This window comes from Achromobacter sp. 413638, assembly GCF_043119405.1.
Lineage (GTDB): Bacteria > Pseudomonadota > Gammaproteobacteria > Burkholderiales > Burkholderiaceae_B > Achromobacter.
Map to the genome: position 1 here is coordinate 33,869 of NZ_JBICCO010000068.1, position 6,123 is coordinate 39,991.

Here is a 6,123-nt window from a genome sequence, read left to right on the forward strand (position 1 = left end):
GCGGGCGTATCTGCGGGACAGCACACTAGATCCCGGCCATCGGATATCGGATTCCAGCCGGCATCGAGACCGGCACACACAGCAAGGGGTAAACAAGATGAAGCAAGCATTCCTGAAACAGCTGGCCGCCGCGGCCCTGGGTCTCGCGCTGACGGCGCCCGAACTGAGCCGGGCCGCCTGGCCCGACGACAAGCCGATCACCCTGATCGTGCCCTGGGCAGCCGGCGGTTCCACCGACATCCTGGCGCGCGTGCTGTCCGAGGGACTGACCCAATCGCTGAAGCAATCGGTGATCGTGGAGAACCGCTCGGGCGCGTCCGGCAACATCGGCAGCACCTATGTCGCGCGCGCCAAGCCGGACGGTTACACGCTGCTGGTGGGCTCGATGAGCACGCACACGATGAACCAGGCGCTGTACGCCAACATGCCATTCGACGGCGTGAAAGACTTCACGCCCATCGCCGAACTGGCGCTGGTGACGAACACCATGGTCACGCATCCCTCGGTGCCCGCGAACAATGTGCGCGAGTTCATCGACTACCTGAAGGCCAATCCCGACAAGGTCGCCTACGCCTCGGCCGGACAGGGTTCGACCAATCACCTGAGCGCGGCGCTGTTCGAGAAGGCCGCGGGCGTGAAGATGGTGCACGTGCCCTATCGGGGCGGCGCGCCCGCCGTGCTGGACACAGTGGCCGGCCGCACCCAGGTCCTGTTCAGCGCCGGCACGCAAACGCTGCCGCACGTGCAGAGCGGCAAGCTCAAGCTGCTGGCCGTCACCGAGGAACAGCGCTCGCCGCTGCTGCCGGGCACGCCGACCGTGGCCGAGACCCTGCCCGGCTACGAGCTGTCGGTCTGGTACGGCGCGTTCGGTCCGGCGGGCCTGCCGGCCGACCTCACGACCCGGCTCAACAAGGAAATCAACCTGATCCTGAAACGGCCCGACGTCGTCAAGAAGATGGCGGACATGGGCGTGCTGCTGCTGGACACCACGCCCGAGCAGTTCGCCAAGACGCTGACGCGCGATGCCGACAAATACGGCAAGCTGATCAAGGAACTGGGAGTGACGGCCGAATGAGCGCCTTGCTGCCGCTTCCAGCCGCAGGGCAGGACGAATTGCGGCGGATCGAGCAGGCCTACGCCGATGCCGATCCGCTGGCCGCGCTCGCGGCGATCGACGCCTACGCCGGCGCGGCGCTGGCCCACGCCTTGTTCACGGTCAACCGGCATGATGCGGCGCGCATGCGCGTGGTCCGGCTGTACAGTTCGAATCCGTCCGCCTACCCGCCGGGCGGCGGCAAGGACAAGGCCGGCACGGCGTGGGGCCGGCATGTCCTGCTTGAACACAAGGTGTTCGTGGGCGAAGGCGAGGACGCGATCCAGGCCTTCTTCGACGACCATGCCGCCATCCAGGCGCTGGGACTGCGCTCGGTGATCAACGTGCCGGTGGTGCTGGACGGCGCCTGCCTGGGCACGCTGAACTTCCTGATGCCGCGCCCGGCGGTGTCGGCATCAAACCTGCACACGGCCCGACTGCTGGGCCTGGTCGCCCTGCCCGCGCTGCAGGCGCTCTGCGCCGGGGCATGAACGGGGCCGCGACACGCGGCCCCCTCCGCGCTACACCAGGGCCTTGCGGATCCGCGCCGAGGTCATGTCGATCACGACCACGAAGGCGACGATGATGATCATGACCGCGCAGGTCTCCGCGTAGCGGAAGCTGCGGATGATGTCCCACAGCACGGTGCCGATGCCGCCCGCCCCCACGATGCCCACGACAGAAGCCGAGCGCACGTTGGATTCGAAACGGTACAGCGAGTACGAGATCCACAGCGGCAACACCTGCGGGATCACGCCGTAGACGATTTCCTCCAGCGCGTTCGCGCCGGTCGCCCGCACGCCCTCCACGGGGCGCGGGTCGATGGCCTCGACCGCCTCGGAGAACAGCTTGGCCAGCACGCCCGTGGTGTGAACCCACAACGCCAGCACGCCGGCGAACGGGCCCAGGCCGACGGCCACGATGAACAGCATGGCGAAGACCATTTCGTTGATCGCGCGGCAAGCGTCCATCAGCCGGCGCATGGGCTGGTAGACCCAGGCCGGCACCATGTTCGACGAGCACAGCAGGCCCAGCGGCACGGCCAGCACAATGGCCAGGAAGGTGCCCCAGACAGCGATCTGCACCGTGACGATCATTTCGTCCAGGTACATGCGCCAGTCGCGGAAATTCGGCGGGAAGAAGTCGGCGGCGAACTGCGCCATGTTGCCGGAATCGCGCAACAGGTCCATCGGCCGCATGTCGGCGCCGCGCCAGGACATGGCCAGCAGGGCCAGGATGACGGCCCATGTGATGAGCATGGGCAGCGACGAGCGCGGGGCGACGGAGGTACGGGAAGCCTGGAGGGCCATATTCATTGATCACGCTCCGCGGGGATGAAAGAGAACAAAGCTCGCATGCCGGCGCGCCCCGCGGCGCGGCGGCATCGTCGCGGCGGACCGGGATGTCGGATCCGGTCCGCCGCCAGCGCTTACTGCTTGGCGGTAGGTTGACCCAGGTCCGCCAGCTTGCGATCCAGCTCCGCCAGCTGCTTCTGCTTTTCGGCCTGGCCCAGCGTGGTGTCGGCCTCGACCTTGGCCTTGGCGCGCGCCAGCTCGATCTGGCGGATCGGCACCAGCTGCTGATCGTCGGACGCGCGGAAGCCCTTGTAGGTCAGCGCCTTCAGGTTGGCCAGTTCGCGCTCGGCGTCCTTGCCCTTGCCGTAGTTGACGAAGAAGTCGCGGATGCGGGCCTTCAGATCGGCCGGCAGATCCTTGCGCATGACCAGCGGATCCGCCGGAATCAGCGGCGACTTCCACAACACGCGCACGCGCTCGTTGGCGTCCTTGCCGGTGCTGATGCGATAGCGTTCCAGCGACTCGGTGTTGTTGACGGCCACGTCCACCTGCTTGTTGATCACCGACAGCAGGTTGGCTTCGTGGTTGCTGGCGCGCACGGTCTTGAAGAAGGTCTTGGGCTCGATCTTGTTGGCGGCCCACAGGTAATAGCCCGGCACGGCGGTGCCGGACGTGGAGTTGGGATCGCCCGCGCCGTAGCTCAGGCTGGCGCCGAGCTTGAGCACGTCGTCCAGCGTCTTCAGGTCGCTGTCCTTGTTGACGATCAGCAGCGACCAGTAGCCCGGGTTGCCGTCCTTGTCGATGACCGAGGCGAACACCTCGCCGTTGGCGCGGTCCACCGCCTCGATGGCCGACTTGTTGCCATACCAGGCCATCTGCACCTTGTTGAAGCGCATGCCTTCGATGATGCCGGCGTAGTCGGAGGCGAAGAAAGGCTTGACCGGCACGCCGATGGCGCGGCTCAGGTCGTCGATCACGGGCTGCCAGACCTGCTTCTGGTTGGACGAGGACTCGGTGGAAATGATGCCGAAGTTCAGGGTCTTGCCGTCCTGCGCGGCCGCGGGCAGCGCGGCGGCGGCGAGGATGGCCCCGATAAAGGTGATGGCGGTTCTGCGTAGCATGAAGGGCTCCGGGTGAAAAAGTGAATGCGCTCAGGCGGCGACCAGGCGGGCAAGCGGCGCCAATCCCGGCATGGCGGGAGCGGCGATGGCGGTTTCGGGCAGCAGTTCGTTGAGCTCAGAGCCGTAAAGCTCGCTCAGCATGGCCGGCGTCAGGTTGGCGCTGGGGCCGTCGTAGACGACCTTGCCGTGGCGCAGCGCGACCACGCGCGGGCAATAGCGCAGCGCCACGTCGACCTGGTGCAGCGACACCACCACGGCCACCTTGCGGCTGCGGTTGATCTGCGCCAGCGTGTCCATCACGCGGCGCGAGGATTCGGGATCCAGCGAGGCGATCGGCTCGTCGGCCAGGATGACGCGGGCGTTCTGCACCAGCGTGCGCGCGATGGCGGCGCGCTGCTGCTGGCCGCCGGACAGGGTCGAGGCGCGCTGGAATGCATAGTCGTCTATACCAACTTGGGCAAGCGCGTCCAGGCCGGCGCGGACTTCGTCGCGCCGGAACCAGCGCGTCAGGCTGCGCCACAGCGGCACGCGCGGCAGCATGCCGGTCAGTACGTTGGTGATCACCGGCAGGCGGCCCACCAGATTGAACTGCTGGAACACGAAGCCGATACTGGCGCGCGCGCCTCGCACCTGCCGGCTGAGCTTGCCGCGACGCTGGATCAGCTGGCCATTGACCGTGACGCTGCCCGAGGCCGCGTCGCCCGCGACGAAACCGGCCAGATGGCGCAGCAGCGTCGACTTGCCGGAACCGGACGCGCCCAGCAAGGCGACCATTTCGCCGTCGGCCACCTGCAGACTGACATCGTCCAGCGCCTTGGCGCCGGCATGGAAGGATTTGCTCAGGCCCTGCACGTCGATGGCGTAATTCATCGCGACCCCCTTGATGTGTTCGTCGATGTCGGCATTCTGTTTTTGGGGCATGACAGCGCGATGACCCGAAGATGGAAACAATTGGCCGAAAATCGGGGTCAGGCAACCGACTGAAAGACTCTTGTCATTTGCCGCCACGCCGGCGCCGCGCGCCGCGGGTATATTCGAAGACGTGCCCTTACACACCTGAGCGAGGCGACATCATGATCAAAGGTTCCTGCCTCTGCGGCCGCGTGGCCTATGAAATCGCCGGCCCGCTCACCGACGTCGTCAATTGCCATTGCGGCATGTGCCGCAAGGCGCACGGCGCCGCCTTCCGCACCCGCGCCACGGTCCAGGCCGCCGACTTCAAATGGACGCGCGGCGAGAACCACATCACCTGGTATTGCTCATCGCCGGGCAACTATCGCGGCTTCTGCGAGGCCTGCGGCACGCCCTTGCTGAGCCGCCTGGACCAGACGCCGGAGGTCTATGGACTGCCGCTGGGCGCGCTGGACGATGATCCCGGCGTGCGGCCATCGGCGCACTGCCACGTGGCCGACCGCGCGCCCTGGTTCGAGATCACCGACGACCTGCCCAGGCATGACGGCGCGCTGGAAGCGGCGGCGGAATCCAATCCCTAGCGGCCTCGCCGCGATGCGGGTCTGCCCGACCGCGCAGGGCTCAGGCGCCATTTACAAATTAATTCAACCAAACGATTGAGCTTGCGACTCAGCCTCCGCTATATTCAACCTTATGGTTGAATCTCTCCCCGCCCCCGATCTGGATGCCGTGTTCCGCGCCCTGGCCGATCCCACGCGCCGGGACATGCTGCGCAGCCTGTCGCAGGGCGACCTGACCATCGGCGAGCTGGCAGCGCCCCTGCGCATGAGCTTCGCCGGCGCCTCCAAGCATGTGCAGGCCCTGGAGCGCGCGGGACTGATCCGGCGGTCGATCCGCGGCCGCAACCACGTCTGCAGCCTGAATCCCGAACCCATGGCCGAGGCCATGCAATGGCTGCGCTTTTATGAACGATTCTGGTCGGACAAGCTGGACGCGCTGGAAACCGCGCTGCTGGCGAACCCGCGTCCGACACCGCAAACAGGAGAAAGCCATGAATGACCACGGCACCGTGCTGGACCCCGCCACCATCCGCTTCCAACGCCTGCTGCCTGCCGATATCGAAACGGTCTGGGCGTACCTGACCGAATCCGACAAGCGCGGCCAGTGGCTGGCCAGCGGCGACATGGAGCTGCGGGTGGGCGGCGGCGTCACGCTGCGGTTCCTGCACAATCAGCTCTCGTCGGTGGACGAGCCCACGCCCGAGCCCTTCCGCGCCTATGAAAACGGCGTGACCACGCAAGGCGTGATCACGCGCTGCGAGCCGCCGCGTGCGCTGGCCTACACCTGGGGCGGCTCGCCCGGGCAGCCGTCGGAAGTCCTGTTCGAACTGAAGGCCCAAGACAAGGGAACGCTGCTGACGCTGACCCACCGCAAGCTGGCCGACCGCGCCGCCATGGTCGACGTGGCAGCAGGCTGGCATGCCCATCTGCGCGTGCTGTCGGCCCGGCTGGAAGGCCGCCAGCCCGGCCCGTTCTGGTCCGCCCTGGAAACGCTGTCGCAAGACTACGAAACCCACGTTCCGGGCGCCTGACGCCGGCGCGTCGCCAGCCCGGCGCCCTGTATCGCGCCGGCGGGCCTGGGGGGGGGGGGGGGGGGGCGGGGGGGGGGGGGGGGGGGGGGGGGGGGCGGGGGGCGGCGGGGT

General features: G+C 67.4%; 8 protein-coding genes. 5 read left to right on the forward strand and 3 right to left on the reverse strand.

The features are described 5' to 3' along the window. The first annotated feature begins 97 nt into the window (after positions 1–97). Positions 98–1,075 carry a Bug family tripartite tricarboxylate transporter substrate binding protein gene (locus ACEU5R_RS23300; protein ID WP_392411969.1) on the forward strand — a complete coding sequence of 326 codons (978 nt, stop codon included), beginning with the start codon at positions 98–100 and terminating at the stop codon, positions 1,073–1,075. Then, a complete protein-coding gene (locus ACEU5R_RS23305; protein ID WP_392411971.1) occupies positions 1,072–1,584 on the forward strand; it encodes a GAF domain-containing protein in 513 nt (170 codons plus the stop codon). The genes ACEU5R_RS23300 and ACEU5R_RS23305 overlap by 4 nt, the downstream gene beginning before the upstream one ends. A gap of 30 nt (positions 1,585–1,614) precedes the next feature. On the opposite strand, the gene phnE is transcribed toward ACEU5R_RS23305, so the two are convergent. From phnE to phnC, 3 genes are all read right to left on the reverse strand, one after another. After that, the gene (gene phnE, locus ACEU5R_RS23310) at positions 1,615–2,409 is read right to left on the reverse strand and encodes a phosphonate ABC transporter, permease protein PhnE (protein ID WP_392411973.1); all 795 of its coding nucleotides are present in this window, start codon (positions 2,407–2,409) and stop codon (positions 1,615–1,617) included. 113 nt (positions 2,410–2,522) lie between these two features. After that, the gene (gene phnD / locus ACEU5R_RS23315) at positions 2,523–3,509 is read right to left on the reverse strand and encodes a phosphonate ABC transporter substrate-binding protein (RefSeq protein ID WP_392411976.1); all 987 of its coding nucleotides are present in this window, start codon (positions 3,507–3,509) and stop codon (positions 2,523–2,525) included. Positions 3,510–3,539: 30 nt separating this feature from the next. After that, positions 3,540–4,379 carry a phosphonate ABC transporter ATP-binding protein gene (gene phnC, locus ACEU5R_RS23320; RefSeq protein ID WP_392411983.1) on the reverse strand — a complete coding sequence of 280 codons (840 nt, stop codon included), beginning with the start codon at positions 4,377–4,379 and terminating at the stop codon, positions 3,540–3,542. 203 nt (positions 4,380–4,582) lie between these two features. Here phnC and ACEU5R_RS23325 point away from each other — a divergent pair, with 203 nt between their 5' ends. The 3 genes from ACEU5R_RS23325 (at position 4,583) to ACEU5R_RS23335 (ending at position 6,012) form a co-directional block, all read left to right on the forward strand. Next, positions 4,583–5,002 (forward strand): GFA family protein, encoded by a 420-nt coding sequence (locus ACEU5R_RS23325; protein ID WP_392411978.1) that lies wholly within the window; start codon positions 4,583–4,585, stop codon positions 5,000–5,002. Positions 5,003–5,114: 112 nt separating this feature from the next. Then, positions 5,115–5,480, forward strand: coding sequence for a helix-turn-helix transcriptional regulator (locus ACEU5R_RS23330; protein WP_103275825.1), 366 nt, complete (start codon positions 5,115–5,117; stop codon positions 5,478–5,480). Continuing rightward, positions 5,473–6,012 (forward strand): SRPBCC family protein, encoded by a 540-nt coding sequence (locus tag ACEU5R_RS23335; RefSeq protein ID WP_103275826.1) that lies wholly within the window; start codon positions 5,473–5,475, stop codon positions 6,010–6,012. The genes ACEU5R_RS23330 and ACEU5R_RS23335 overlap by 8 nt, the downstream gene beginning before the upstream one ends. The last annotated feature ends 111 nt before the right edge of the window (positions 6,013–6,123 follow it).